This window comes from Streptomyces sp. NPDC088097 (assembly GCF_044741845.1).
Lineage (GTDB): Bacteria > Actinomycetota > Actinomycetes > Streptomycetales > Streptomycetaceae > Streptomyces.
This window is the reverse complement of record NZ_JBIUTJ010000017.1, coordinates 18,712-43,758: the sequence shown is the minus strand read 5'-3', so window position 1 is coordinate 43,758 and position 25,047 is coordinate 18,712. Positions and strand designations below refer to the sequence as shown.

Genomic DNA, 25,047 nt, shown 5'->3' with positions numbered 1-25,047 from the left:
CGAAGGCGCGCCCGGAGTTATCCGCCGCCTGACGTATCCGCCCGCGTCCGGCGCCCACCGGTCGAACGGTGCGGTCGAACGGTCCAACGGTCGCCGGCCCCCGCGTCCGCCCCCTCCGCGCACCGGGCCCGCCGCGCACCGGCCCCCGCCCCGCTCGGCCGGTCTCCGCCGGCGCCCGGACACGACCGTGGCCCCGTTCCCGCGCCCTGGAGGGCGGGGGAACGGGGCCACGTGAGCGGAGACCCGCGACGGCCGCCGGGGCGGCCGGTCGGGGCGGCCTGTCGGTACTAGCTCCAGCTGGCGTGCAGCGGCTTGCCCTCGGCGTAGCCGGCGGCGGACTGGATGCCGACGACGGCCTTCTCCTCGAACTCCGCGAGGGAGCCGGCACCGGCGTAGGTGCAGGAGGAGCGGACGCCCGCGATGATCGAGTCGATCAGGTCCTCGACGCCCGGACGGGTCGGGTCGAGGAACATCCGCGAGGTGGAGATGCCCTCCTCGAACAGCGCCTTGCGGGCACGGTCGTAGGCGGACTCCTCGGAGGTCCGGTTGCGCACGGCGCGCGCCGAGGCCATGCCGAAGGACTCCTTGTAGAAGCGCCCGTCGGCGGACTGCTGGAGGTCGCCCGGGGACTCGTACGTACCGGCGAACCAGGAGCCGATCATGACGTTGGAGGCGCCGGCGGCCAGCGCCATCGCCACGTCGCGGGGGTGACGGACGCCGCCGTCGGCCCAGACGTGCTTGCCGTGCTTCTTGGCCTCGGCCGCGCACTCCAGGACCGCGGAGAACTGCGGGCGGCCCACGCCGGTCATCATGCGGGTGGTGCACATGGCGCCGGGGCCCACACCGACCTTGATGATGTCGGCGCCGGCGTCGATGAGGTCCTTGACGCCCTCGGCGGCGACGATGTTGCCGGCCACGATCGGGACCTGCGGGTCCAGGGCTCGGACGGCCTTGATCGCGTTGATCATCGACTCCTGGTGGCCGTGGGCCGTGTCGATGACGATCGTGTCCACACCCGCGTCGAGGAGCTGCTTCGCCTTGGCGACGAAGTCGCCGTTGATGCCGACGGCGGCGGCGATGCGCAGCTTGCCGTTGGCGTCGGTGGCAGGGGTGTAGAGGGTGGCGCGCAGGGCGCCCTTGCGAGTCAGGATGCCGACCAGTCGACCGTCCTTGTCGACGGCCGGGGCCAGCTTGCGGTGGCCCGCGTCGAGCTGGTTGAAGGCGTCCCGGGGGTCCATGTCGGCGTCGATGAGCAGCAGCTCCTTCGACATGACCTCGGAGAGCTGGGTGAAGCGGTCCACACCGGTCAGGTCGTGGTCGGTGACCACGCCGAGCGGGCGGCCCTCGGCGTCGACGACGACACCGGCGCCGTGGGCGCGCTTGGGCAGCAGGGAGAGGGCGTCGGCGACGGTCTGGGTGGGCGCCAGCGTGATCGGGGTGTCGAGCACGTGGTGGCGGGTCTTCACCCAGGAGATGACGTCGGTGACGATCTCGATCGGGATGTCCTGCGGGATGACGACGATGCCGCCGCGGCGCGCGACGGTCTCGGCCATCCGGCGGCCCGCGATCGCGGTCATGTTGGCCACGACCAGCGGAATGGTGGTGCCGGTGCCGTCGGGCGAGGACAGGTCCACGCTCTGGCGGGAACCGACCGCGGAGCGGCTCGGCACCATGAACACATCGTCGTACGTGAGGTCGTACGGAGGCTTCAGGTCATTGAGGAAACGCACGTGCTGAACATCCCAGTCGATCGAAGGATCCTGCTACGGCCTCGACAGGACAGCCGAGGAAACGCACGTACTTCATTCTCCCATGCCCGGGGGTTCACGCCGCCCGGGTCGATCGTCCAGGACGCGCCGGGCCGGTTGGGGTCTTCCTACGGGACCAAGGTCCCGCCCGGGTGCAGGGACCGCCGGCCGCCGGTCAGGGGGGTGGCCGGGGCCCGGTGGCGGACGGCCGTGAACTCGGCGGCGATGGACAGGGCCGTCTCCTCGGGGCTGCGCCCGCCGAGGTCGAGCCCGATGGGTGATCTGAGCCGGGCCAGGTCGGCCTCGGCCACCCCCTCGGCGCGCAGCCGCCCGAGCCGCTCCTCGTGGGTGCGGCGCGAGCCCATGGCCCCCACGTAGGCCAGCGGCAGCCGCAGGGCCAGGGCGAGGAGGGGTACGTCGAACTTGGCGTCGTGGGTCAGGACGCATACGGCCGTACGGGGATCGAGGCGTCCGGCGGCCGCCTCGGCGGCCAGGTGCCGGTGGGGCCAGTCCACGATCACCTCGTCGGCGCCGGGGAAGCGTGCCGGCGTCGCGAAGACGGGTCGGGCGTCGCACACGGTGACCCGGTGGCCGAGGAAGGCACCCATCCGGGCCAGGGCGGAGGCGAAGTCGATGGCCCCGTAGACGATGAGCCGGGGCGGTTCGGCCGCGGACTCGACGAGGAGGGTCAGCGGTTCCCCGCAGAGCCCTCCGGCGGTGCCCATCTCGGCGGTGCCGGTGCGCCCGGCCAGGAGGAGGGCGCCGACCCGGTCGGCGGCGGCCCGGTCCAAGGCGGCGCCACCGCTGAGGCCGCCCTCGTAGGAGCCGTCGGCGTGGACGGCCAGGGCGCGCCCGAGCTGGCGGGGCGGGCCGGCGACCACCCGGGCCAGCGCGGCCCGGCCCCCGTCGGCGGCGGCGTCGAGCACGGAGCCGATGACGGGGCGGACGGGGTCGTGGCCGCGCACCGGGGTCACCAGCACGTCCAGGATCCCGCCGCAGGTCAGCCCCACCGCGAAGGCGTCGTCGTCGCTGTAGCCGAAGCGGTGCACGCCGCCCTGCCCGGAGGCGATGGCCTCCAGGCACAGCTCGTGCACGGCGGACTCCACGCAGCCTCCGGACAGGGAGCCGAGGGCGGTGCCCGCGGCGTCCACCGCCAGGGAGGCCCCCGGTCCGCGCGGGGCGCTGCCGCTGACGGCGTAGACGGTGGCCAGGGCGAATTCGCGGCGGTCCGCGCACCAGTTCCGCAGTGATCCGGCGATGTCGAGCATCAGCGGATGTACTCGCGGCGTGCGGACTGCCCGGGTACGAGCGGCCTCGGGGGGAGCACGGCGGCTGGTCGGGCCGGCGTGGCGGGGTAGCGCGGCGGGGCCGGTCGGGTGGGGCCCGTGGTGATCGGGGACGGGGCGGGCGCGGGGGTGGCGTCCGTCTCCGCCGCGGTCCGTCCCAGCAGTCGGGCGGCGTGGGCGACGCTGGCGAGGGTGGCGTGGTGGTGCCAGCCGCGGAAGGAGCGGCCCTCGAAGTCGCGGATCCCGACGGGCTCGCAGGTCGCGGCGAAGTCCAGGGAGACCCGGTCGGTGAGTTTGGCCAGCAGGAAGAGCTGGGCGAGGGGGCGGTCCCCGATGTTGGTGATCCAGAACTCGGAGGGCAGCAGGGAGCCCTCGGTCCAGGCTCCGACGAGCAGCAGCGGGGCGCAGGGGCCGGTCGCGGGCCGGTCCTCGGCGGGGGTGGCCAGGATGGCGGACGAGGTGAGCAGGGTCACCGCTCCCTCGGCGCGGCCGTGCCGGGTCCATTCGACGACCCGGCGCTGGGAGCGCAGCGAGTCGATCAGTTCGCGGGCGGGCGCGGTGTGCGGGCCGGGCTTGTGGCGGCCGGCGCCGCCGAAGGAGACGGGCAGGGAGCCGTCGACCTTCAGGACGAAGGGGATGTCCTGGAGGGTGAACGCCTCGACGGTCTGCGGGAGGTCGCCGTTGGCGACCTCCATGACGACGGGCCGACGCTGCAACTGCCAGGTCGCCGCCATCCGTTGTACGGCGTGCACGGCGTCCTGGGCGGGCGTGAGCGAGCGCGCGGTGTCGGGGATGCCGGCCCGCCGGCGGCGCAGCAGTTCGTTGGTCCAGGGGCCGGGAAGCGTGAGGGTCCATTCGACGGGGAAGCTGGCGTCGCTGGAGGCGAGCCAGATCCCGCCCGCCTGCTGACAGTTGGCGGTGCGGCCGAGCTGCGGGACGAACTGCCGACCGACGCCCACGGAACGGTCGCCGGCCTTCTCGATCACCATGGGCTGCACCACCCAGGCCAGCGGGCGCTGCGCCGTGCGTTCCAGGTGCTGGGCGAGGGAGCGCCGTACCGGCGTCCAGTCCCACGGGGATTTGCTGATGAACTGCTGGAGGCTCTGCTCTACGGAACTGGCCCCTGTTCCCGCGATGTTACGGATTGTTTTCTTGCCGGTGGTCCGCACGAGGCCGTTCAGATAAACGCGGGCCCAGTTTCGCTGGTCCCGCCGAGGTAAGGACTCGAAGAAATGCGAGATCAGTACGTCGATCAATTCGGAGATTTCCTTCGTGGAATCCTCCGGCAGGACTGTGCGAGCCATCTGGGCCTCCCCCGCGACCACACTGGATCCTTGACCCTACTTGACCCTGGAGAACGGCCGTAGGCCCGGGCGGCTACTTCCTGAGGTCGCTGACAGATTCGAGCCGCTCTTCTTCTACCACGAGCGGGATGGGGATCTGGTTCGCCGCATAGTAGAGCGCGATCAGAAAGTGTGCGACAAGAGTGAGAGGTGCCGAGAAGAAGGACAGGACCACGGTCAAGGGGTAGGCGACCGCGCCCAGTCCGAATCGCACCCGGGTGGCCCGGGCCCGTTCCTTGTCCACCTTTTCGTGGAAGAGGTGGCCCACCTGGGTGACGTACCACCAGAAGGCCAGGAAGGCGAGAGCGTACACGACGGTCCACGCGCTGTAGAGGATCGCGGCCACGTTGGCCGATTCTTGGTCCGTAAGGTGCTCGGCCAGGATGTTGGTCGTATACGGAATCACCGACACCACCATCAGCACCAGGAGATTCAGGAACAACAGCGGGCGGTCGACACGCTTGAGGTGACTGAAGATGGTGTGGTGGTTCACCCACATCACGCCGATGATGAGGAAACTCACGAGATAGGCGGCGTAGTGCGGCCATTGCTCCCAGAGTCCGTGCCAGAGGGCCGAGCCCTCTTCTTCCGGAACCTTTAACTCCAGGACCAGAATCGTGATCACGATGGCGAATACGCCGTCGCTGAACGCTTCGACCCGGTTCGTTTCCTGCTCCATGACCTCCCCTTCACCACGACATCGTTCATGCGAGCGGGGAGGGCGATTCCCGCGCCCTCCCCGCACACGCTACCCAGGAATGACGGGTCAGCCGCCGAATCCGGCGGTCTGACGCCAGATCCGGCCATCGCGGACGACCAGTGTCCCGAACGCGTGCTCCGGCTCTCCGTTCAGGTTCATGATCGCCCGATAGAAGATGGTGTCCTCGGTCTCGATGTACTCCTGGAGTTCGACGAGCGTGGGCTTCACCGTGAGGTACCCCGTGAAGGTCTCGCGCACGGCCTCGATCCCGACCGAGACGCCCTCGAAGCGCAACAGGACGGCGTCGTCGGTGTAGTTCTTCATGACCGCCTCGATGTCCAGGGCGGCGAGGGCCTCCATCTGCCGTACGAAGACCGGGTGCAGCTTGGAGATGTCGTACTTGGTCATGTTCGACTCCATTCGGTGAGTGTCGGTCAGCGGGGGTCGGGGTCGTCGGGGACGGCGCAGCCCACCACGGCGGGTGCCAGGGGCAGCCTGACCACCATGCGGGTCTCGCCCGGGCGGGAACGGGCCGCGAGGGAGCCCTGGTGACGTTGGGTCACGATCCGGTAGCTGAGGTGCAGGCCCAGACCGGTGCCCTTCCCCACGTCCTTGGTCGTGTAGAAGGGTTCGAAGATGCGCGGCAGGACGTCCGCGGGGATGCCTCGGCCGCTGTCGGTGATCTCCACGACCATGCAGACGCCCTCGACGCGGGCCCGCAGGGTGAGCACCCCGGACCCCTCCATGGCTTCCGCCGCGTTGTCGACGAGGTTCGTCCACACCTGATTCAACTCACCTGGATAGCCGGTGAGTTCGGGCAATTCTGGCTCGTACGCGCGGACGATGGTGATGCCGGCGAGCTTGGCCCGGAGCACCACGAGGGTGTTCTCCAGGCCGTCGGTGACCGCGAAGCGCTGCTCGGGGGCCCGGTCCAGATTGGCGTAATCCCGGGTGGCCGCGACGAGTTGGGAGATCCGCGGTCCGGCCGCCCGCAGCTCGGCGGCGAGCGAACGGGCCTCCAGGAGCGCCGCCAGGTGGTCGAGGGCGGCGGGCAGGGCCGGTTCGGACACGCCCTCCAGCCGCTCCAGGAGCCAGCCCAGTTCCAGCCCGAGGTCGGCGGCCCCGGAGCCGAGCAGTCCGTACCGTTCGGCTCCGACGTCCTGGGCCCAGTCCGCGATCTCCTCCTCGGCGTCCGCCTGGGCGAGGGGGTCGGTGGTCTCGGGCGGCGGGAGCCGGTCGGCCTCCTCCGCCAGGCGCTCCAGTACGCCGCGCTCGTCGCCCGAGGCGGTCGCGCCCCAGGTGTGCGCGGTGGCCGTCAGCCGGTCCAGGGCGGGCGCCAGCTCCTGGGCGGCCCGGGCCACGGCCGCGGCGGGGTTGTTCAGCTCGTGCGCCAGGCCGGCGGCCAGGGTGCCGAGGGCCTCCACGGTGGCCCGTTTGCGGGCCTGGACCTCAGAGGACTTGATCCGCCAGGCCAGTACGGGCAGCAGTACGGCCGCCACCCCGTGGCAGCGGGTCAGCATCTCGAAGAAGACCGGTTTGGGGTAGGCCACGACGGTGGTCGCCGAGCCGGTGGCGGAGGCGGTGGCCACGTAGGAGCCGTCGGTGAGCAGCGGGAGCTCTCCGGTGAAGCGGTGCGCGGCGGAGGGCTTGCCGTCGTGTTCCTCGGCGGCGGCGCTCTCCTCCTCGGTGGAGTGCCGGGTGAGGACCTCCTCGCGGCCGTCGACGATCTTGGTGACGAGGAGGCCGCCGGCGAGCAGGACGTGGAAGCCGTCGGCCTCCTCGCCGTCGCGGAAGAGCACTTCCCCGTCGGCGAGGACCTTCGGGGTGGAGACGGAGACGAGCCAGTCGAGCTGGTCCTCGGTGAGCCCGGCGAAGATCTCCAGCCCGTGCAGGGCGGACCGCAGCTCCTTGGCGTCCGGGTCGTGGGCGCTCGGGTCGTGAACGCCCGGGGCGTTCTCGCCCGTACGGGGCCTGTACGCGCTCGGGTCCGGCGGTGTCACAGTTCGCTCCCCTCGGCCCTGGTGCGCGCGGCCAGCCGCAGGGTCGTGAACAGGGCCAGCGCGCACACCGCGGCCACGGCGGCCATGAAGCCGACGGCGGTGCGCTGGAGGCCGTGGATGTTGGTCAGGAGTCCGGCGAGGACCGCCGGGACGCTCATCGCGAGGTACGCGAAGACGTAGACGGCGGCCGTGAGTTCGCCGCGGTGTTCGGGCTCGGCCAAGGAGCTGAGCGCGCGGAAGGAACCGAGGAAGGCGGCTCCCCAGCCCGCGCCCAGGACGGCGGTGGCGACGAGGAAGACCGCGGCCGAACCGGTGCCCAGCGAGAGCAGCACCAGGGCGAGCCCGGCGAGGAGCCCGAGCAGGCCGAGGACGGCGGTGCGCAGGGCCTCGGTGCGGCCGAGGAGGAGCTGCGCGACGGTGGCGGCGCCCGCGAGCAGGGCCACGGTGGCCCCGCCGGCGAGGTAGTTGGTGCTGTGGAGGAGGGACAGGGCCAGGTGCGGCCCGAGCGAGAGGTAGAAGCCGCCGACGGTCCAGACGGCCACGATGGTCAGGGTGAGCACGGCGAAGCGCCGCCGGACGGCGGCCGGCACCCGGATCCGGTGCGGGACCACCCGGAAGCGACCGGTCACCCCCGGGGCGCTCTCGCCCATCCGGAAGACCCCGACGAGGGTGATCGCGAAGGCGACCACCAGCAACAGGTAGCTGAGCACGGTCGGGGCGGGCGCGTACTGGACGAGGAGTCCGGCGCCGAGCCCGCCGAGGCCGATGCCCACGGTCGGTCCCGCGCTGTTGACCTGGGCGCCGAGCGCCGGCCGGGAGCGCGGGCTGAGTTCGAGCAGGGCCGCGCCCATGGCCCCCGTGGCCAGGCCCACCGCCAGCCCCTGGACGGCGCGGGCGGCGAGCAGCAGGCCGAGTCCCCCGGCCCCGGCGAACAGCCCCATGGAGACGATGGCCAGGACGAGGGCGGCGGCCAGGACGGGCCGCCGGCCGAGGGTGTCGGAGAGGGACCCGAAGAGCAGGAGGCCGGCGAGCACGGTGACGGCGTAGAGGGCGAAGACCACGGTGATGGTGCCCGAGGACAGGCCCCACTCCCGTTGGTAGAGGACGTAGAGGGCGGAGGGGACGGAGGAGGAGAGCATCAGCAGGACGAGGATCGCGCCCACCACCCGGAAGCCGGACGGTCTGGCGGCCCCGGCCGCGCCGGCGGTCGGGTGGTGCACGGTGTCTCCCGGGGTCGTCGTCTCGGTCGGATGGTCGGCCACTGCGTCAACTCCACTCGTCCTGGCGGCCCCGGAAGGTGTCCCCCGCGGTCAGCCGGTGGCGCCGGCCGCCCGGGCCAGCGCGCGGGCCGTCAGCACGCCCGCCAGGTGACCCAGGTATTCGGCCGAGGTGCCGCGCCCGGGGACGAACAGCTCCCTCGGCTCGGCGCGGAAGGCCGCGAGGACGGCCGGCGTGGTGAACTCCCCGCCCCGCAGCCGGTCCTCGACCCCGCGCAGGCGCAGGGCGCGCGCGGTGGCCCCGGTGACGGCGATCCGCGGCCCGTCGGGGGTGATGCGTACGGCGGCGGCGCACAGCGGGTAGCGGCTGGCCCGGTCGGCGGTCTTCTCGAAGGCGGCGGCGGGGCCGCCCGCCGGCACGAGGAGGGCGGTGATCAGGTCCGGGGCGGGCGCGCCGGTCGCGGCGAATTCCTCGGCGGACACCGTACGGACGCCGTCCGGGCCGGCCAGCTCCACCACCGCGCCGGCGGCGATGGCCGCGACGGGCAGGTCGGTGGGCCGGCCGGTGACGGCGAGGTTCCCGCCGGTGGTGCCGAGGTTGCGGACCTGGGGGTCCCCGTTGGCGCGGGCTGCCGCGGCCAGCTCCGGGGCCTCGGCGAGCACCAGGGGGTGCGCGGCGAGTTCGGCGAGGGTGGTCAGGGCCCCGACCCGTAGGGTGGCGCCCTCGCGTGTGACCCCCCGCAGCTCCTCCAGGTGCCGTACGTCGACCAGCAGGCGGGCCTGCTCCGTCCCGATGCGCAGGCCGGGCAGCAGGCTCTGGCCGCCCGCGAGGACGCGGGCGCCGGGCGTGCCGGAGAGCAGGGTGAGGGCCTCGTCCAGGCCGATGGGGCGGACGTAGTCGAACTCGGTCAGGATCACCGGTCTCCTCCTTGCAACACGCGCCAGACCTTTTCGGGGGTGAGCGGCATGTCGATGTGCAGGACGCCCAGGTCGGAGAGGGCGTCCACGACGGCGTTGACCACGGCGGCGGCGGGCGGCACGGTGGCGATCTCGCCGGCCCCCTTGGCGCCGAGCGGGTTGTGCGGGGACGGCGTGGTCGTCTTGTCGAGGGTGAAAAAGGGTGCGTCGACGGCGCGCGGGAGGCTGTAGTGGTTCAGGTCGGAGCTGACGAGGAGGCCGTCCTCGTCGTATTCGGCGGCCTCCATCAGCGCCTGCCCGAGGCCGTGCACGATGCTTCCCTCGATCTGGCCGAGGACGATCTTCGGGTTGCCGATGTTGCCCGCGTCGTCGACGGCCGTGTAGGACACCACCTCGGTCTCGCCAGTCAGTTCGTCGACCTCGACGACGGCGACGTGGCTGCCGAAGGGGTAGTTGAAGTCCGGCGGGTCGAAGTGCGTGGTCTCGTCGAGGGCCGGCTCGATTTCCGGGGGCAGGCCCCAGCCGTACCACATGGCCATGGCCAGTTCGGAGAAGGTCTTGGCGTTCTCCGGATTGCCCGCCTCGTGGACGGCGCCGCCCTCGTAGACCACCTTCTCCTCGGGGACGTTCAGGAAGACGGCGGCGGCCCTGACCAGTTTGGCCTTGATCTTGCGGGCGGTGAGGGCGACGGCGGGCGCGGCCATGCTGTAGGAGCGGGAGCCGTAGGTGCCCTGCCCGTACGGGGCCTTCTGCGTGTCGCCCTCGAAGACCTGCACCAACGCCGGGTCGATGCCGAGTTCGTCGGCGGCGACCTGGGCGAAGACGGTGCCGTGGCTCTGGCCGGTGGAGGCGGAGCCGACGGTGACGCTGACCTCGCCGGTGGGGTGGACGCGGATGTTGGCGCTCTCCCAGGTCCCGCCGAGCATGCCCTCCTGGGACATCCGAGTGGAGGGGCCGACCCCGCAGATCGCGACGTAGGTGGCGATGCCGACGCCGAGCCGCTTGCCGCGGGTGCGGGCCTCGGCCTTGCGGGCGGGCATGTCGGCGTAGCCCGACAGCTCGATGGCCCGTTCGAAGTTCAGCGGGTAGTTCCCGGAGTCATAGGTCCAGCCGAGCCCGTTGTCGTACGGGAACTTCTCCTTCGGCACCAGGTTCTTGCGCCGGACCGCCGCCGGGTCCATGTCGATCTCGCGGGCGTAGCGGTCGACGAGGCGCTCCATCAGGAACGCGGCCTCGGCGCGTCCGCTGCCGCGCTGGGCGCCGAGCGAGACGGTGTTGGTGAAGACGGCGTAGACCTCGCAGAAGGCGGCGTCGATGTCGTACATCCCGCTGATGGAGCGGCCCATCAGGGCGGTGGCGACACCGGGGCCGATCGTGGAGGGGTACGCGCCGAGGTTGGCGTGGCTGGTGGCGCGGACGGCGGTGATCCGGCCGTCGCGGGTGCCGGCCAGGGTGGCGTGCTGACGGTGGTCGCGGCCCTGGACGGTGGAGCTCATCAGCCCGGTCCGGGTGTCCACCCACTTCACGGGCCGGCCCAGCGCCTTCGACATGAGCAGGACGAGCGGCATGTCGGGGTAGAGGTACCCCTTGGTGCCGAAGCTGCCGCCGACGGTCGGGGCGATCACCCGGAGCTTGTTGAAGGGGATCCCGAGGACCAGCGCGGCGAGCAGGAAGCGGTGGTTGTGGGGGCCCTGGGTGGTGGCGTAGAGGGTGTACTCGTCGGTGACCGCGTTGTAGTCGCCGACCGCCCCCCGCGGTTCCATGGGGCTGTTGATCGTGCGCTGGTTGACCAGGTCCAGTTCGACGACGACCTCGGCCCGGGCGATGGCCGCGTCGGTGCGGTCCTTGTCGCCGCAGGTCCAGTACGCGTTCAGGTTGCCGGGGACGGCCTCGTGGAGCTGGGGCGCGCCCTCGGCGAGGGCCTCGTCGGCGCGGGTGACCACCGGCAGCGGCTCGTACGCGACGGCGATGGCGGCGAGCGCGGCGGTGGCCTGGCGCGCGGTCTCGGCCACGACCACGGCGATGGGGTCGCCGACGTGGCGGACCGTGTCGCCGGTGAGGACCGGGCGGGCGCCGGGAAGTCCGTACGGGTGGGGCGGGAAGTGGCTCTCGACCCCGCCGGGTATCCAGATGCAGGGCAGCGGCATGACTCCGGGGAAGTCGGCGGCGGTGGCCACCTTGAGGACTCCGGGGAGCTGCTCGGCCGCCTTGGTGTCGATGGAGAGGATCTTCGCGTGGGCCACGGGGCTGCCGAGGATGGCCATGTGCGCGGTGTGCGGCAGGTCGATGTCGGCCACGTAGGTGGCCTCGCCGCGCAGCAGTTGCGGGTCCTCGCGGATGTCGAGGGGCTGCCCGAGCACGGTGTGCTCCGGGGCGGTGGGTGTCTCCTGGGCGGGCGCCGGTGCCTCTTGGGTCGCCGTGGCCGCCCGTACCTCCTCGGTCGCCCGGGAGGTGTCCCCCGTCACTGTGGTCATCTGCCTCACCCCTCCTGTCCGGATGCGCCGCTCGCGGCGGCGGCCTCGACGGGTGCGGACGGGGCGCAGGCGCGCTGCACTCCCCGGACCACGCTGTGGTAGCCGGTGCAGCGGCACAGGTTGCCGGTGAGCCATTCGCGGATCTCGGGCTCGGTGGGGGCCTCGCCCCCGGCGGTGTTGTCGACGAGTTCGCCGAGCGCCATGACCATGCCGGGGGTGCAGAACCCGCACTGGGTGCCGTGCTCCTGGCGCAGGGCCTCCTGGAGGCCGTTCAGTTCGCCGCCGGGGGTGGTGACGCCCTCGATGGTGGCGACCTCGGAGCCGACGGCGGCCGCGGTCAGGACGAGGCAGCTCTTGACGGACCGGCCGTCGAGGCGGACCACGCAGCTGCCGCACTGGCCGGTGTCGCAGCCGACCTTGGTGCCGGTCAGCCCGAAGCCGTCGCGGAGTCGTTCCACGAGGAGTTCGTTGGCGGGTGCCGTGAACCTCTCGGGTCTTCCATTCACGTGCAAAGTCAGATCCATGCGAGCGCCTGCGCTTCCGTGAGCGGCCGGTTGAAGAGGGGACCGCCGGGCTGCTGGAGAATTCCTCCGGAGTTCAGCGGGCCGGTGTCCACGGGCACGAATCCCAGGTCCGTGATGATTCCCGCGACGATTTCCTTGGCTTTCACATCGTCGCCCGCCGTGAAATGGGCGAGGCGGTGTTCTCCCTGCCGCTCGGGGGCGGTCCCGGCGGCGGCGAGGGTTTCGAAATGCATGGTGTTCAGGGATTTAACGATCCGGGCGCCGGGGTACCACTCGGCGACCAGTTCGCTGGATCCGCGCCCGCCCAGGTCGGCGGGTGCGCCGGCGCCGGCGAACGCGTTGGTGGCGTCCACCAGCACCTTGTCCCGCACGACGTGGGGCGGGAGGAGCCCCCGTACGGTCGCGAAGGGCACCATCAGCACCAGGAGGTCGGCCTCGCCGGCCGCCTCGACGGGACTCATCGCGGCGGCGGCCCCGGGGCCGAGTTCGGCCAGCAGGGGTGCGAGCGCACGCGGTCCGCTCGCGTTGGCGAGGACCACCTGGTGGCCTGCCGCCACCAGGATCCTCGCGAGGGTCGAGCCGATCCGACCGGTGCCGATGACGCCTGTCCGCATGGGGACTCCTCGTTGCCGGGTCCGGTGGGGGCCGGAGCTCAGTCCATTCCGATCCAGACCGACTTGGTCTGGGTGTAGCTCTCCAGGGATTCCGGTCCGCACTCGCGGCCGTATCCGGAGGCCTTGTAGCCGCCGTAGGGCACGGAGGGGTCGTACTGGTTGTAGCAATTCACCCAGACCGTGCCCGCCTTGATCTGCGAGGCGACCCGGTGGGCCCGGCGCAGGTCCTTGGTGTGGACCCCGGCGGCGAGGCCGTACGCGCTGTCGTTGGCGATGCGCACGGCGTCCTCCTCGGTGTCGAAGGGGATGATCGACAGGACCGGCCCGAAGATCTCCTCCTGGGCGATCCGCATCCCGTTGTCGACGCCGGTGAAGACGGTCGGCAGGAAGTACAGGCCCTGGTCGGAGGCGCCCTCGGGGGTCCAGCCGGAGCCGCCGGTGCGGAGCACCGCGCCTTCCTTCTCGCCCACCTCGATGTAGGAGCTGACCTTGTCGAACTGGCCCTGGTGGGCGAGGGGTCCGAAGAGGGTGGCGGGATCGCGCGGGTCGCCGGGGCGCAGGGCGGCGGCGCGGGCCACCAGGCGTTCGACCATCTCGTCGTGGATGGGGCGGTGCAGCAACAGCCGGGAGCCGGCCGTGCAGATCTCGCCCTTGTTGTAGTAGATGCCGAAGAAGGCGAGTTCCTCGGCGGCGTCGAGGTCGGCGTCGGCGAAGACGATGTTGGCGGACTTGCCGCCGAGTTCCATCGTGACCTTCTTCAGGGTGCCCGCCGACTTGCGGATGATCGACTGCCCGACGGCGGTGGAGCCGGTGAAGGCGATCTTGTCGATGCCGGGGTGGTCGGTGAGGGTCTCCCCCAGTTCCACGCCGGGCCCGGTGATGACGTTCAGCACCCCGTCCGGGATCTCCGCCTCCTGGAAGAGCTCGGCGATCTTCAGCGCGGTCAGCGGGGTGGCCGGGGACGGCTTGTGGACCACCGTGTTCCCCGCCGCGAGGGCCGGGGCGATCTTGGTCATCGACAGCAGCAACGGGAAGTTGAAGGGGGTGATGGCGCAGACCACGCCCAACGGTTCCCGCAGGGTGTAGGCGAGCTGTCCGCCCGCGGGGGCCCGGGAGGAGCCGTCCACGCGGGTGACCGCTCCCGCGTAGTAGTGCATGAGCTGGGCGGCCATCGGGGCGTCGACCGTGCTGGAGAAGGCGAACGGCTTGCCCATGTCCACCGTCTCCAGCAGGGCGATCTCCTCGAAGTCCCGCTCGATCAGCTCCCCGACGCGGTTCAGCCGCAGGGCGCGCTCCTGGGCGGAGAGCCGGCTCCAGGGACCTTCCTCGTATGCCGTGCGGGCGGCCCTGACGGCGTCGTCCGCGTCGACGGCGGCGGCCTGGGCCACCGGCACGATCTCCCGCCCGTCGATCGGGCTGATGTCCGGTTCGGTGCGGCCGTCTGCGGCGGGAACCCATTTACCGCCGATGAACAGCTTCCCGGGATTGGCCAGGGGGTGGTCGCTGAGCTCGCGCTTGGTCATGGCTGCACCTTCTGGTGTGGAGTGCCGGGGGCCGGGCCAGCCGGCCGGGGGGCCGGGCTAGCCCTGTTCGAGCTCCTGCAGAAACGTCTCGGCAAGGGCCTTGGAGGAGTACGGGTTCTGGCCGGTGGTGAGCCTGCGGTCCACGACGACGTGGGAGTCCCAGATGGCCTCGGCCTTCTCGTACCGGGCGCCGAGGCGGCTCAGTTCGACCTCCAGGATCAGCGGGAGCCGGCCGGCCATGTTCGTGACCAGCTCCTCGCTGTGGGAGAAGGCCGTCATCCGGTAGCCCTCGAAGGGCCAGCGCCCCTCGCCGTCGCGCAGCGCCAGCAGGGCGGTGTGGCCGTGGCAGACCGTGGCGAGCGGCTTGTCCTGGGCGATGGCCCAGCGCAGCACCTGCGCCAGCTCGTCGGACTTGGGCAGGTCGCCGATGGCTCCGTGGCCGCCGCTGATGTAGATGCCGTCGTACCCGGCGATGTCCTTCTCGCCGAGGGACTCCAGGGTCAGGGGGCGCTGGAGCTGGGGGGCCTGCGCGATGACGCGGACGTACTCGGCCGCGTTGGCCTCGTCCTCGTCGGGCGACCCCTGCGGGCGGACCCACTTCAGGAAGGCGGGGTCGATGCTGGTCTGGTCCACCGTGGGGGCCCGGCCGCCGATCGTCGCCAGGTCCACGGTGTGTCCGGCCGCCCGGAACACCTCGTAGGGGACGACGAATTCCTCGGCCCAGAATCCCGAGGGATGCTGTTCCCCGTCCAACAGGTGGAGCGTGGCCTTTGCCGTCATGACGACGAGAATCTTCATGACTCTCTCCTTGTTCTGGATTCGCTGCCGATTCAACACGCCGCCTCTGGGGGGCGTAAGGGTGTGACGTCAGGCCCGTGATACTTCGTCACGTGCGTCCAACGCCGACAGGATCACGCGGAATTCATCGACCAGGGGATGGTCGGGATGGGCTTCCGCGAATATGCGTTCGCCGTACAGGGCCGCCATTTCCGGCACGTACGGGAGAATTCCGGCCAGGGGGGCTCCGTAGACCTCCTCGGCCCGGCGCCGGACCTCCTCGCGGTCCACGCCCTCCGGGGCCATGCTGAGCACCAGGACCCTGCGGCAGGCCAGTCGGCCCGCGAGGGCGACGGTCTCCTCCACCCCCGAGAGGTCGATCCGGTCCGCCCGCGCCATGATCAGCACCACGTCGGCGCTGCCCATCGCGGTCACCGACTCGTTGTTGAGTCCGGCGTGCGTGTCGAGCAACAGCACGTCCAGTCCGTGGTGTTCGGCGAGTCGGTCGAAGCCCTCGGGGAGCAGTCCCACGTCGTAGCCCGTGGTCATCAGCTCCCGCAGGTCCGCCGACCCGGACCGGGCCGGGACCACGTAGAGCCCCGGGACGGCGGTGGGACGGGCCGCGGTCTCGATCTCGCAGCGCCCGAGGAGGTACTCGGCGAGCGAGGCGGAGCCCGGCACGAGCCCGAACAGCAGGTCCAGGGTGGGTGATTGGAGGTCGGTGTCGACCGCGCACACCCGGCTCCCCCCGGCCGCCAGCAGCAGCGCGAGGTTGGCCAGCACCGAGGACTTCCCGGTGCCGCCGCGGTGCGAGTGCACCACGATGGTCAGGGTCATCAGGCCACCACCCGGTACCCGGGACCGTCCGCGTGCGGCCCCCGCGCCGCGCGTGGCCGGTGCAGGGCCAGCATGGTGACGTCGTCGTGCTGTTCGGCGGTGCCGGTGTGCTCCCGCACCGCCAGGTCCATCCGGTCGACCAGGTCCCTTCCGTTGGCGGGCCCGACCGAGAGCAGTTCCAGCATCCGGTCGTCCCCGAGGAAGTTCCCCTCGGGGCAGCGGGCCTCGGGCACTCCGTCGGTGAAGACGAAGAGGGTGTCGCCGGGGTCCAACTGGGCGTAGCCGAGGGTGTAGACGCAGTCGGGGAGCACCCCGACGGCGGGCCCGGTCACGTCGAGCGGCCGGGGCAGGGCGCCCTCGCCGGAGAGCAGCAGGGGCGGGTTGTGGCCGCCGTTGATGTAGACGAGGCTGCCGGTCTGCGGGTCCAGGACCCCGAAGAACAGGGTGGCGAAGTAGCCCTGCCGCAGGTGGTTGCGGGTGAGGTAGCCGTTGGTGGCGGTGACCGCGTTGAGCAGCGGGGTCGCGCCGACGACCGGGGTGCGCCGGGTGCTGCCGCCGCGGCCGGCCGCCATCAGGTGTTGGAGGCCGCTGTTCTCGGCGGTGTGGCGCAGCAGGGAACGGATGAGGGCCATGAAGAGGGCGGCGCCGACGCCCTTGTCGCAGACGTCGGCGACGACGACCGCCAGCCGGCGGCCCCGGGAGAGCTCGAAGACGTCGTAGAAGTCGCCGGCGACCTGGCGTGCGGGGCGGAAGCGGACGTCGATCTCCCACCCTTCCGGCACGGGCAGCGATTCGGGCAGGAAGCCGGCCTGGATCTCGCGGCCGATCTCCAGCTCCTTCTCGTAGCCCATGAGTTCGGCGCGGGCGTCGGCCTCGCGCAGGGTGCGTCCGAGGTCGGCGCGTTCGGCGCAGCTGTGCAGCCGGGCGCCGACCAGGGTGGGCAGGAAGGGCGGTACGAGGTAGTCGTGGCCCAGGCGTACGTGCCGTTCCAGGGCCTCGAAGGCGGTGACGGTCCAGACCACCACGATGGGGGCCCCGCCCCAGCGGCGCAGGCGGCGTACGGCGGTGCGCACCCGTTCCTCGTCGGCCTCGGCGGGGACGAGCAGCACGTCGGCGGCGGGCAGGGCATCCGCTCGGCCGCGCAACAGTTCGGGCAGGGTGCGGGTGACGAGTTCCGCGTCCATCAGCCGGAGCGCGCTCAGCAGCGCGGCCGGTGGCGGCGGATCGACGTCGAGGATGATCACGGTCGTGGAGGGCATGCGTCCGTCCCCTCATCAGCGTTCACAGTCAGCGTGCTGATGTTGCGGCCGTCCCTGCGGGCGTAGGTGTACGAGTCCACGCTGGTCAGGGCCAGGTGGATGCCGAGGCCGCCGACCCGCCGCCGGTGCGGTGGGACACCGGGGGTGGGGGGCAGGCGGCCCGCGACGGGGTCGAACCGGGGGGCCTCGTCCTCGATGACGACCTGGACCCCGTCGGGACCGGAGCGGCCGCGGACGATGATCCGTCCGTCGCCGCTCCGGTACCCGTGCATCACGATGTTCGTGGCCAGCTCGTCCACCGCCAGCCGGATCCGGTACGTGGCCCCGCTCGCGAGGCCCGCACGGGCGGCGAGGCGCAGGACGAACGCGGCGATCTCGCCCAGTGCCCCCAGGGTGGCGGGCACCTCCAGTACGACGGGCGTCCTCGCCAGTTCGACCATGTCACCCACCCTCACCGGCCGGACGGTGGTCAGTCATCGGAGAGCTGGACGCTGCGGTCGAGCCCGGCGGTGCGGATGGTCCGGGCGACAGGCTCGGTGGCGCCGACGACCTTGATGGTGACCCCGCTCGCCACCTTCTGCTGCGCGAAGACCAGGGAGCGCAGTCCGGCGCTGGCCATGTAGGCCACGCCGGCCATCCTGATCTCGACGGTGGTGGTGCCGTGGCCGGCGGCCTTCTCGATGGTCTGGTGGAACTCCGGTGCGGTCTTGGCGTCCAGCTCGCCCGTCAGTTCGATCACGGTGGTGTCGCCCTCGATGCTCAGGGACACGGAAAGCGGCATGTCAGGTCTCCTTCGGTCAGGGCGTCTCAGTCGTTTCGGGCGGCGGGGTCGTCGGCGCGGCCCACCAGGATCACGACGGACCGCGGGCCGATCAGGTACTTGCCCGCGTTGTCGAGTTCCCGTTCGGCGCCCGGGGTGCCGATGTCGTAGGGCGCCTGGGCCCCGGTGTCGGCGAACAGGTGCCAGCTGCGACCGCCGGGGAGGGCGGGGAGTTCCAGGTCGTGCGACTCCCAGTGGGAGTTCATGGCGACGTAGACCACGTCGTCGTCGCCGACCCCGCAGCGGGCCACGGCCAGCAGCCGGCTGTCGGCCGACCAGTCGGGCTGCCAGGCCCGCTCCCCGTGCCAGCTGATGTCCGGCAGGCCCATGTGGTCGCGCATCCGGCCGGTGGGGTGGGAGGTGGAGCGCAGTTCGCGGTGGTGCTTGCGGAAGGCGATCATCTCCCGCGTGAACCGCAGCAGTTCGGCGTTGTCGTCGACCTGGTCCCAGTCGAACCAGGACAGTTCGTTGTCCTGGCAGTACGTGTTGTTGTTGCCCTGCTGGGTCCGCGCGACCTCGTCGCCGGACAGCAGCATCGGGATGCCCTGGCTGGTGAAGAGGATGGCGATGGCGTTCTTCATCTGGCGCAGCCGCAGCGCGTTGATCTCGGGGTCCTCGGTCGGCCCCTCGGCCCCGCAGTTCCAGCTGGCGTTGTCGTTGCCGCCGTCGTTGTTGCCCTCGCCGTTGGCCTCGTTGTGCTTGTCGTTGTAGGAGACCAGGTCGGCCAGGCTGAAACCGTCGTGCGCCGTCAGGAAGTTCACGGACGCCGAGGTCCCGCGGCTGGAGTAGAGGTCGGGCGAGCCGGCGATGCGGGTGGCCAGTTCCCCGGTGACCCCGGGGTCGCCCTTGAGGAAGCTGCGGACCGTGTCCCGGTACTTGCCGTTCCACTCCGCCCAGCGACCGTACGCCGGGAAGTTGCCGACCTCGTAGAGGCCGCCCGCGTCCCAGGCCTCGGCGATGAGCTTGGTGTGCCGCAGGACCGGGTCGAAGGCGAGCAGTTCCAGCAGCGGCGGGTTGGGCAGCGGGGTGCCGTCCAGGGCCCGGCCGAGGATGGCCGCAAGGTCGAAGCGGAAGCCGTCGATGTGGTAGTCGGCGACCCAGTGGCGCAGGCAGTCGAGCACGTAGTTGCGCACGACGGGGTGGTTGCAGTTGACCGTGTTGCCCGTGCCGCTGAAGTTGAAGTAGTACCCCTCCGGCGTGAGCATGTAGTACGTGGCGTTGTCGAGGCCCTTGAAGGAGATGGTCGGGCCCAGCTCGTTGCCCTCGGCGGTGTGGTTGAAGACGACGTCGAGGATGACCTCGATGCCGGCCGCGTGCAGGTCCTTGATCAGCGTGCGGAACTCGTCGCCCTGCATCCCGTAGCGTCCGGTGGCCGCGTAGCCGGCCTTCGGCGCGAAGAAGGAGACGGTGTTGTAGCCCCAGTAGTCGAAGAGCTTCTCGCCGGTCTCCGGGTTGGAGCGCATGTTGTCGCTCTCGTCGAACTCGAAGACCGGCAGCAGCTCTATGCAGTTGATCCCGAGTTCCTTCAGGTACGGGATCTTCTCGCGCAGCCCCGCGAAGGTGCCGGGGGCCGTGACCCGCGAGGAGGGGTGCCGGGTGAAGCCGCGCACGTGGGCCTCGTAGACGACGAGGTCCTCGGCGGGCGTGCCCAGCGGGGTGTCGTCGCCCCAGTCGAAGTCCTGGAGGCAGACGCGCGAGCGGTACTGGTAGCCGCGGCTGCGGTCGGGCTCCACGCCCCACACGTCCCGGCCTGCGATCAGTCGGGCGTAGGGGTCGGAGAGCACCTGGCGGGCGTCGAAGCGGTGCCCGGTGACGGGGTCGAAGGGGCCGTCGGCCCGGTACCCGTACTCGATGTTCTCGTGGTCGAGGCCGAAGACCGTCATGGCGAAGACGCTGCCGGTGCGGAACTCCTGGGGGAATTCCAGCTCGGCCATCGGCTCGGGCTCGCCGCGCTTGAAGATGACCAGGGTCATGGAGGTGGCCTGGTCGGAGAAGACGGAGAAACTGACCCCGCCGGGGACCACGTTGGCCCCGAAGGGGAAGGGCTTGCCCGCGCGGACGCGGAAGCCGCTCACCTCGTGCGTGGGGTACGCGTCCACGCGCAGCACCTGCTCGGACCGGGCCTCGCTCATCGCGCGGCCTTGGCCTTGGCCGCGGTGGCCGCGGCCTCGCCGGTCTCGAAGAAGTCGAGGAACCCGGTCGCCGACATGACGAACCGGACTTCCTCGCTCACCCCGTAGAGGGTGACGGCGACGCCGACGTGCTGTGCCTCGCGGTAGACGACCAGCAGGGTGCGCAGGCCGGCGCTGGAGACGTAGGTGACGGCCGTGAGGTCGATGCGCAGCGGCCGGCCTTCGCGGACCAGGGGCAGCAGTGCTTCGAGCAGGCCGCCGGAGGTCTCGCTGTTGATCTCGCCGGTGGCGACGAGCACGGTGGCCGTCTTGTTCCGGCGTTCTTTGACGGTGAGAGTCATGATGTTCCCCTCTGATTGGGGCGCCCCCCGTTGAGCGCTACTTCTGGATCACGGGCCGCAGCCGGACCTTGACCTTCACCCGTCCCTGGACGTCGGGAAGGTGCACGGTCAGCTCGTCCGCGTCGAACTCCTCGTACGGCTTCTCGTCGATCTCCACGGCGGCGATCCGCACGGAACCGGCCGGGAGCAGGTCGGGAGAGACCCGCAGGACGCGGTCGGGCAGGCCGGCCGGGTCGGGCTGGAAGTGGAAGTCCATCTCCCGGCCGTTGACGAGGAGGTTGTTGTAGACGGCGCCCAGGTAGCAGAGCTCCGCCGAGTGGTACATGGACATCGAGTGACTGCCCTTGAGCCGTTCCGTGCCGAGCAGGTACGGGGTACCACTGGCCAGCACGTTGAAGTAGACGGCTCCCTCGTCGTGGTCGAGGAAGAAGGTGTTGTAGAAGGCCTGGGCCTGTCGGGCCTCGCGCAGGTTGGCCTCGCCGCCGACGGTGCCGCCGAGGATGAGGTAGGCGAGGATCGCCTGCTCCTGCTGCCACCAGGCCTTGCGGTCGTGCCAGGCGAAACGATACGTCTCCTCGTCCCCGTGCTTCACCCGCTCCACCACGTCGTACCAGCCGCCGCGCTGGACGTCGCTGCCGACGGCCGGCATGATCTCGCCGATCTTGCGGGCGAGCTCCTCGTAGGCGGGCTTGGCCTTCAGCGAGTTCATCCGCATCAGGTTCCAGGCGATCTTCAGGTTGTGCCCGACCACCGCGCGGTTCTGCTGCCAGCTGTGCGTGGTGTCGTGCGACCAGTCGCGGTTGAAGCGCTCCTGGACGAAGGGGCTGTTCTTGTAGTCCGGGAACCGGTCCGCGATCGTGTCGAAGGTGTACTCCAGGAAGTCGGCGTACTGCTGCTCGCCGGTCGCCAGGTACAGGTTGATCAGGTACGCGGGCGCGTGGTCGCCGACCGAGTTCCAGTTCTTGCGCTCGGCGTTCTCCCCGAGGGACTCGTGGTCGGCGCTGAAGAGGATCGGGTCGATGTGCGAGTAGTAGCCGCCCTGCTCGGGGTCCTTGAAGAACTTGTCGAACAGCCGGATGGTGGCGTCGGCGTCGTTCTTGATCCGGACGTCACCGGTGATCCGGTAGGTCTGGATCGGTCCGGCGAGCGCGTAGATCTGCTCGTACATCGGGATCGCGTCGTAGTCGTCGGAGAACTCCGAGGTGAACAGCTTGCGTTCGCTGTCCCCGTCGACGCTGATGCCGTGGTACCAGAAGACCACGTCCTCCTCGCTGTCGACGACCCGCATGTGCTTGCGCAGGTACTCGGTGCCGCGCTCGGCGACCTCCAGGTACTCGTCCTTGCCCGTCAGCAGGTAGGCCGAGGCCATGCCGTAGACCAGGCGGGAGATCGTGTCGGTCTCCTGGACGTGGCTGGCGGTCTTGTCCCCGCCGAGGCGGACCTCGGTGCGGTAGTCGGTGAAGTCCACCGGCCCGTCGCCGAACTGGGCCCGCTTGTAGAAGTCGGCGAGCGACTCGATCTGCTTGATCCACCAGCTGGGCTCCTCGAAGCGGTAGTCCTCCGCCCCGCGGCCCAGGAAGACCAGGCGCTTGGCGTCGAAGCGACCGCCGTGCTCGGGGTAGTGCACCCCGTAGACGAAGAGGAACCGGCCCGGGGAGAGCATCTCGTCGATGTGCCCGGAGGCGTCGATGTAGGGCTCGTCCAGGTTGCGGACCAGCTCGGCGCTGGGGTCCCCGGCCAGCGAGACGTCGAACTCGCGGCCGTCCGAGGTCTTCAGGCTCAGCAGCCGGGACCCGGAGTCGAAGCGGCTGACGTAGCCCGCGATCGTGTCGGAGAAGGAGAAGTTCACGGCGTCCGCCATGTCATGCACCGTCCTTGTCGTCGTGGGAGCGGTCGTCCTCGTACCCCTGGCTGACCTCGACGATCACCCCGTCGGGGTCGCGGAGCCATACGGTCCGCCAGCCGCAGATGAAGTCGTCGAAGTCCAGCGGCCCCAGGGTCACGTCGGCCGCGTCGCCCAGTTCCGCGAGGAACGCGTCGACGCTGTCGGTCTGGAAGGCCAGGTGGCGTATCCGCCCCGGGGCGGGCGGACCGTCGTCGTGCGCGGTGCGGGCCGGTTCGGCGCCCGCGGCGAAGAGTTCCAGGTACGCGTCCCCCTTGCGCAGGAACACGATCCGGGACTCGCCGAGGTCCACGACCCGGGCCCGGTCGAAGCCGAAGTACCGGGTGTAGAACGCCTCGGTGGTCTTCTGGTCGGCGCAGTTGAGGCCCACGTGGGACCACACCATCCGGCCGACCGCCGCCCCGCCCATCAGCCGGCCCTCCCGCCCCGACCGGCGGCCACCAGCTCGATGATCCGGCGGGCGAAGAGGTGGTGATGGGCGCCGGTGCGACCGGTCACCAGGTCCCCGTCGACCACCACGTCCTCGTCGACGTACTCGGCGCCCATGTTGCGGACGTCCCCGATGAGGTTGTTGTGGCAGACGACCTTGCGGCCGCGGATCTTGCCGGGGATGGAGGAGGCCAGCCACATGCCGTGGCAGATGATCCCCTTGAGGACGGTCGGCTCCTCGAAGGCCCGGCGCAGCAGCTCCGTCGCCGGGGCCAGCACGTCCACGTCCTCGGTGTAGCGCAGCCGGTCGGCGACCATGCCCGAGGGCACGATGATCGCGGAGTAGCGGCGCAGTTCCTCGTCGTCCATCCCCTCCAGGGACCGGTCGGCGGTGAAGGGGGCGCGGTACTCGTGGCCGCTGAAGGTGATGGAGTCGTTGCCCCACAGCCGGGTCAGGAAGTGGACCTCGGCCCCCTCCTCGGCGAAGCGGTGCTGGTAGTAGAAGATCTCCGGCTCGTAGAAGTCGCTCTCGACGAGGACCGCGATCCGGGTCCCGGTGAGCGCGCCCTCGCGCAGGACGACGTCAGGCACTTCGGTCCCCCCTCGTTGCGGTGACGAACTCCGCCGCGCGTTCGGCGATCATCGCGATGGCGGTGTGGCAGTTGCCCGACGGAACGGCGGGCATCACGCTCGCGTCGACGACGCGGAGGTTGCGCACCCCGTGCACCCGCAGCTCGGGATCGACGACGGCGAGGTCGTCGACGCCCATCCGGCAGGAGCCGGCCTGGTGGTGGTAGCTCTCCGCCTTCTGGCGGACGAAGGTGCGCAGTTCGTCGTCGCTCGCGTAGTCGGGTCCGGGCTGGAGCTCCTGCTTGTACCAGGGGGAGAAGGCCGAGGTCGCGAAGAGTTCGCGGGAGATCTTGACGGCCTGCACCATCCGCTCCAGGTCCCAGCGGTCGCCCAGGTAGTTCGGGTTGACCAGCGGGTGGGCCAGCGGATCGGCGCTCGCCAGCCTGATCCAGCCGCGCGAGACCGGCCGTACGAGGCCCGGCAGGATCGACACCGTATTGGGGTGGTCCTGCCCGACGATCACGTCGAACGGGACGTGTACGAAGGCGATCTGGAGGTCGGGGGCGGGCAGTCCGGGCCGGGAGGACAGGAACAGCGCGCTCTCCGAGAGGTTCTGAGTCGGTGGCGGCAGCTCCTGGGAGACCTCCGCCATCAGGCCGGTCAGGACGTGGTTGTGGAAGTTCTCGCCCACCCCGGGCAGCGCGGCGGTGACCGCGATGCCGTGCTCGCGCAACCGGTCGGGGTGCCCGAGCCCGGAGAGCAACAGCAGCTTCGGGGACTCGATCGCCCCGGCCGCCACGATGACCTCGCGGCGGGCCCGCACGGTGTGCGTCCCGGGCTCCCGGACGGCACTGTGTCCGTCGCGCACGGTCCGCCCGGGGAACTCGGCGGGCGCCTTGAGCTGGGCGTACTCGACGCCCGTGCAGGTGTCGCCGTCGAAGAGCAGCCGGGTGGACTGGGCGTTGGTGCGCAGGGTCAGGTTGGGGCGCTCCAGCGCCGGCTCCAGGTAGGCGGCCAGGGCGCCCTGGCGGCGGCCGTCGGCCACGTCGATGTGGTGCCAGCCGGCGCCGAAGAGGCCGCGTCGGGGGCCGTCGGTGTTGAAGTCCGCGATCTCCTCGTGGCCGAGTTCCACGGCGGCGTCGATGAAGGCGCGGGAGGTCGGGTTGGGCCGGTGCAGGCCCGCGTTGGTGATCCGTTGCGGGCCGGTGGTGCCGGTGGTGGGCGCGGTGGCGTCCTCTTGGCCCTCCAGCCGGGCGAAGTACGGCAGCACGTCCTCGTACGCCCAGCCGGCCGCGCCCTGGTAGGCCCAGTTGTCGAAGTCCGAGGCGTGGCCCCGGATGTGCATCATGATGTAGAGGTTGCTGCTGCCGCCGGGGGCCTTGCCGCGCGGTTCGTACGTGCGCCGCCCGCCCAGGCCCGGCTGCGGGGTGCTGGTGTAGCCCCAGTCGACGGGTCCGCCCAGCAGCTTGTACCAGGAGGACGGGTCGTCCACCTCGGGCGGGATCCGCTCACCGCCCGCCTCCAGTACCAGGACGGAGACGTCCGGGTCCTCGGAGAGGCGGTGGGCGAGGACGCTGCCGGCCGTGCCGGAGCCCACGATCACGTAGTCGTACTGCTCTGTGGCCACGAGTC

23 protein-coding genes are annotated in these 25,047 nt (G+C 71.1%); all 23 read right to left on the bottom strand.

Features of this window, described 5'->3' with window-relative positions; all coding sequences use genetic code 11:
* Window positions 1–287 precede the first annotated feature (287 nt).
* The 23 genes from ACIOD1_RS30825 to ACIOD1_RS30715 all read right to left on the bottom strand — a co-directional run bounded on the left by ACIOD1_RS30825 (window position 288) and on the right by ACIOD1_RS30715 (window position 25,042).
* A complete protein-coding gene (locus tag ACIOD1_RS30825; RefSeq protein WP_365629532.1) occupies window positions 288–1,730 on the bottom strand; it encodes a GuaB1 family IMP dehydrogenase-related protein in 1,443 nt (480 codons plus the stop codon).
* Between the two features lie 146 nt (window positions 1,731–1,876).
* Window positions 1,877–3,016, bottom strand: a complete 1,140-nt coding sequence (locus ACIOD1_RS30820) for an XdhC family protein (RefSeq protein WP_365629529.1) — start codon at window positions 3,014–3,016, stop codon at window positions 1,877–1,879.
* Window positions 3,016–4,338 carry a transposase gene (locus ACIOD1_RS30815; protein ID WP_365629526.1) on the bottom strand — a complete coding sequence of 441 codons (1,323 nt, stop codon included), beginning with the start codon at window positions 4,336–4,338 and terminating at the stop codon, window positions 3,016–3,018. The genes ACIOD1_RS30820 and ACIOD1_RS30815 overlap by 1 nt, the downstream gene beginning before the upstream one ends.
* Window positions 4,339–4,411: 73 nt before the next feature.
* Window positions 4,412–5,056, bottom strand: coding sequence for a TMEM175 family protein (locus ACIOD1_RS30810; protein WP_365629523.1), 645 nt, complete (start codon window positions 5,054–5,056; stop codon window positions 4,412–4,414).
* A gap of 87 nt (window positions 5,057–5,143) precedes the next feature.
* A complete protein-coding gene (locus ACIOD1_RS30805; RefSeq protein ID WP_365629520.1) occupies window positions 5,144–5,485 on the bottom strand; it encodes a nuclear transport factor 2 family protein in 342 nt (113 codons plus the stop codon).
* 26 nt (window positions 5,486–5,511) lie between these two features.
* Window positions 5,512–7,077, bottom strand: coding sequence for an ATP-binding protein (locus ACIOD1_RS30800; protein WP_365629517.1), 1,566 nt, complete (start codon window positions 7,075–7,077; stop codon window positions 5,512–5,514).
* The gene (locus ACIOD1_RS30795; protein ID WP_365629514.1) at window positions 7,074–8,339 is read right to left on the bottom strand and encodes an MFS transporter; all 1,266 of its coding nucleotides are present in this window, start codon (window positions 8,337–8,339) and stop codon (window positions 7,074–7,076) included. The genes ACIOD1_RS30800 and ACIOD1_RS30795 overlap by 4 nt, the downstream gene beginning before the upstream one ends.
* A 48-nt stretch (window positions 8,340–8,387) precedes the next feature.
* Complete coding sequence (locus ACIOD1_RS30790; protein ID WP_401906026.1) at window positions 8,388–9,212, bottom strand: FAD binding domain-containing protein; 825 nt, start codon at window positions 9,210–9,212, stop codon at window positions 8,388–8,390.
* On the bottom strand, window positions 9,209–11,686 hold the full coding sequence (locus ACIOD1_RS30785; RefSeq protein ID WP_401906024.1) for a xanthine dehydrogenase family protein molybdopterin-binding subunit: 2,478 nt from the start codon (window positions 11,684–11,686) through the stop codon (window positions 9,209–9,211). The genes ACIOD1_RS30790 and ACIOD1_RS30785 overlap by 4 nt, the downstream gene beginning before the upstream one ends.
* Window positions 11,687–11,691: 5 nt before the next feature.
* Window positions 11,692–12,192 carry a (2Fe-2S)-binding protein gene (locus ACIOD1_RS30780; RefSeq protein ID WP_401906021.1) on the bottom strand — a complete coding sequence of 167 codons (501 nt, stop codon included), beginning with the start codon at window positions 12,190–12,192 and terminating at the stop codon, window positions 11,692–11,694.
* An 8-nt stretch (window positions 12,193–12,200) separates the two neighbouring features.
* The gene (locus tag ACIOD1_RS30775) at window positions 12,201–12,824 is read right to left on the bottom strand and encodes an NADPH-dependent F420 reductase (RefSeq protein ID WP_401906019.1); all 624 of its coding nucleotides are present in this window, start codon (window positions 12,822–12,824) and stop codon (window positions 12,201–12,203) included.
* Window positions 12,825–12,862: 38 nt separating this feature from the next.
* Window positions 12,863–14,347: an aldehyde dehydrogenase family protein gene (locus ACIOD1_RS30770; RefSeq protein WP_401906016.1), complete on the bottom strand. Its 1,485-nt coding sequence runs from the start codon at window positions 14,345–14,347 to the stop codon at window positions 12,863–12,865.
* A gap of 57 nt (window positions 14,348–14,404) precedes the next feature.
* Window positions 14,405–15,145: a type 1 glutamine amidotransferase domain-containing protein gene (locus ACIOD1_RS30765; protein WP_401906014.1), complete on the bottom strand. Its 741-nt coding sequence runs from the start codon at window positions 15,143–15,145 to the stop codon at window positions 14,405–14,407.
* Window positions 15,146–15,214: 69 nt separating this feature from the next.
* The gene (locus ACIOD1_RS30760; RefSeq protein ID WP_365629494.1) at window positions 15,215–15,961 is read right to left on the bottom strand and encodes a MinD/ParA family protein; all 747 of its coding nucleotides are present in this window, start codon (window positions 15,959–15,961) and stop codon (window positions 15,215–15,217) included.
* Entirely contained in the window at window positions 15,961–17,220 is a 1,260-nt protein-coding gene (locus ACIOD1_RS30755) for a PP2C family protein-serine/threonine phosphatase (protein WP_365629491.1), read from the bottom strand. The genes ACIOD1_RS30760 and ACIOD1_RS30755 overlap by 1 nt, the downstream gene beginning before the upstream one ends.
* Complete coding sequence (locus tag ACIOD1_RS30750; protein WP_365629488.1) at window positions 17,202–17,660, bottom strand: ATP-binding protein; 459 nt, start codon at window positions 17,658–17,660, stop codon at window positions 17,202–17,204. Before ACIOD1_RS30750 ends, ACIOD1_RS30755 begins: the two co-directional genes overlap by 19 nt.
* A 29-nt stretch (window positions 17,661–17,689) precedes the next feature.
* Entirely contained in the window at window positions 17,690–18,001 is a 312-nt protein-coding gene (locus ACIOD1_RS30745) for an STAS domain-containing protein (protein ID WP_365629485.1), read from the bottom strand.
* Between the two features lie 26 nt (window positions 18,002–18,027).
* Window positions 18,028–20,172, bottom strand: a complete 2,145-nt coding sequence (glgX, locus tag ACIOD1_RS30740; RefSeq protein WP_365629482.1) for a glycogen debranching protein GlgX — start codon at window positions 20,170–20,172, stop codon at window positions 18,028–18,030.
* Window positions 20,169–20,513 carry an STAS domain-containing protein gene (locus ACIOD1_RS30735; protein WP_365629479.1) on the bottom strand — a complete coding sequence of 115 codons (345 nt, stop codon included), beginning with the start codon at window positions 20,511–20,513 and terminating at the stop codon, window positions 20,169–20,171. The genes glgX and ACIOD1_RS30735 overlap by 4 nt, the downstream gene beginning before the upstream one ends.
* Window positions 20,514–20,550: 37 nt before the next feature.
* Window positions 20,551–22,374 carry an AGE family epimerase/isomerase gene (locus tag ACIOD1_RS30730; RefSeq protein ID WP_365629476.1) on the bottom strand — a complete coding sequence of 608 codons (1,824 nt, stop codon included), beginning with the start codon at window positions 22,372–22,374 and terminating at the stop codon, window positions 20,551–20,553.
* A gap of 1 nt (window position 22,375) precedes the next feature.
* Entirely contained in the window at window positions 22,376–22,825 is a 450-nt protein-coding gene (locus tag ACIOD1_RS30725) for a VOC family protein (protein ID WP_401906009.1), read from the bottom strand.
* Window positions 22,825–23,436 (bottom strand): DJ-1/PfpI family protein, encoded by a 612-nt coding sequence (locus ACIOD1_RS30720; RefSeq protein ID WP_365629470.1) that lies wholly within the window; start codon window positions 23,434–23,436, stop codon window positions 22,825–22,827. The genes ACIOD1_RS30725 and ACIOD1_RS30720 overlap by 1 nt, the downstream gene beginning before the upstream one ends.
* Window positions 23,429–25,042, bottom strand: a complete 1,614-nt coding sequence (locus tag ACIOD1_RS30715) for a GMC family oxidoreductase N-terminal domain-containing protein (protein ID WP_365629467.1) — start codon at window positions 25,040–25,042, stop codon at window positions 23,429–23,431. The genes ACIOD1_RS30720 and ACIOD1_RS30715 overlap by 8 nt, the downstream gene beginning before the upstream one ends.
* Between the last annotated feature and the right edge of the window lie 5 nt (window positions 25,043–25,047).

Bases quoted from the DNA above. Each gene is read 5' to 3' on its own strand.
- ACIOD1_RS30770 (WP_401906016.1), bottom strand. From the start codon at position 14,347: ATGACCAAGCGCGAGCTCAGCGACCACCCCCTGGCCAATCCCGGGAAG.
- ACIOD1_RS30760 (WP_365629494.1), bottom strand. From the start codon at position 15,961: ATGACCCTGACCATCGTGGTGCACTCGCACCGCGGCGGCACCGGGAAG.
- ACIOD1_RS30735 (WP_365629479.1), bottom strand. From the start codon at position 20,513: ATGACTCTCACCGTCAAAGAACGCCGGAACAAGACGGCCACCGTGCTC.
- ACIOD1_RS30725 (WP_401906009.1), bottom strand. From the start codon at position 22,825: ATGGGCGGGGCGGCGGTCGGCCGGATGGTGTGGTCCCACGTGGGCCTC.
- ACIOD1_RS30730 (WP_365629476.1), bottom strand. From the start codon at position 22,374: ATGGCGGACGCCGTGAACTTCTCCTTCTCCGACACGATCGCGGGCTAC.
- ACIOD1_RS30745 (WP_365629485.1), bottom strand. From the start codon at position 18,001: ATGCCGCTTTCCGTGTCCCTGAGCATCGAGGGCGACACCACCGTGATC.
- ACIOD1_RS30820 (WP_365629529.1), bottom strand. From the start codon at position 3,016: ATGCTCGACATCGCCGGATCACTGCGGAACTGGTGCGCGGACCGCCGC.
- ACIOD1_RS30755 (WP_365629491.1), bottom strand. From the start codon at position 17,220: ATGCCCTCCACGACCGTGATCATCCTCGACGTCGATCCGCCGCCACCG.
- ACIOD1_RS30750 (WP_365629488.1), bottom strand. From the start codon at position 17,660: ATGGTCGAACTGGCGAGGACGCCCGTCGTACTGGAGGTGCCCGCCACC.
- ACIOD1_RS30785 (WP_401906024.1), bottom strand. From the start codon at position 11,686: ATGACCACAGTGACGGGGGACACCTCCCGGGCGACCGAGGAGGTACGG.
- ACIOD1_RS30765 (WP_401906014.1), bottom strand. From the start codon at position 15,145: ATGAAGATTCTCGTCGTCATGACGGCAAAGGCCACGCTCCACCTGTTG.
- ACIOD1_RS30775 (WP_401906019.1), bottom strand. From the start codon at position 12,824: ATGCGGACAGGCGTCATCGGCACCGGTCGGATCGGCTCGACCCTCGCG.
- ACIOD1_RS30810 (WP_365629523.1), bottom strand. From the start codon at position 5,056: ATGGAGCAGGAAACGAACCGGGTCGAAGCGTTCAGCGACGGCGTATTC.
- glgX (WP_365629482.1), bottom strand. From the start codon at position 20,172: ATGAGCGAGGCCCGGTCCGAGCAGGTGCTGCGCGTGGACGCGTACCCC.
- ACIOD1_RS30805 (WP_365629520.1), bottom strand. From the start codon at position 5,485: ATGACCAAGTACGACATCTCCAAGCTGCACCCGGTCTTCGTACGGCAG.
- ACIOD1_RS30815 (WP_365629526.1), bottom strand. From the start codon at position 4,338: ATGGCTCGCACAGTCCTGCCGGAGGATTCCACGAAGGAAATCTCCGAA.